Source organism: Bacillus sp. 05T31, assembly GCF_056396725.1.
This window is the reverse complement of record NZ_JBFTMA010001124.1, coordinates 1-858: the sequence shown is the minus strand read 5'-3', so window position 1 is coordinate 858 and position 858 is coordinate 1. Positions and strand designations below refer to the sequence as shown.

The 858-nt window shown below is 31.4% G+C and carries 1 protein-coding gene; it reads right to left on the bottom strand.

What is annotated here, in order from left to right; all coding sequences use genetic code 11:
* The coding region (locus tag AC1DJR_RS31800) for an ABC transporter ATP-binding protein (protein WP_477004449.1) at positions 1 to 665 on the bottom strand (665 nt) is incomplete at its 3' end.
* Between the last annotated feature and the right edge of the window lie 193 nt (positions 666 to 858).

Below are 858 nucleotides of genomic sequence, written 5' to 3'. Positions count from 1 at the left end.
TTATATAGTTGACCATCTTTAATAAATATRACTCTGCTGCAAAAACTCGCTGCATACGGATCATGTGTAACTAACATCATCGTWGCTTTTTCTTCTTTATTWARAGTATCTAGCATCTCCATTACATCATTTGAAGATTTAGAGTCTAAATTCCCTGTTGGTTCATCTGCAAGTAATAATTGYGGCTTATGAACRATWGCACGAGCGATTGCTGTTCTTTGAGCYTGMCCCCCTGAWATTTCAAAWGTTCTTTTACTCAATATATCTGYAATATTTAATTTCTCTGCAATTTCTTCMACTCGTTTGTTCATTTCTTGTACAGAWACACCATCTAATGTCATCGGCAATACAATGTTTTCTTTCACTGTAAGTGTGCTAAGTAAATTAAATGATTGAAAAACAAATCCTAATTGTTTCCTACGAAATAAAGCTAAACTGTCTGATGATAACTGGAAAGGATTTGTACCATTTATTAATATTTCTCCCGATGTCGGAGAGTCGATAGTAGATACCATATTTAATAACGTTGTTTTCCCGCTCCCTGATGGCCCCATAATCCCTATAAATTCACCTTCTTGAATTGATAAATCAATATCTACCAATGCTTTAAAAGGTACTTTCCCTTTATATACTTTACTAATACTTTTTGCATGTAGAATTTCCATTTATATTCTCCCTTCATTTGCACTTCTCACAATATAGTGTAAATGAATTGTCTTATAGCACATATTGATTCATCTTTCATTTATCTTACACGCCTGTAAGATTTCTAAAAAAACTGATAACAAACCTGTTTTCAAACTATAATTAACGATTATTCATTTTATAATATCTATATAGTAGTATAAAATACAATAC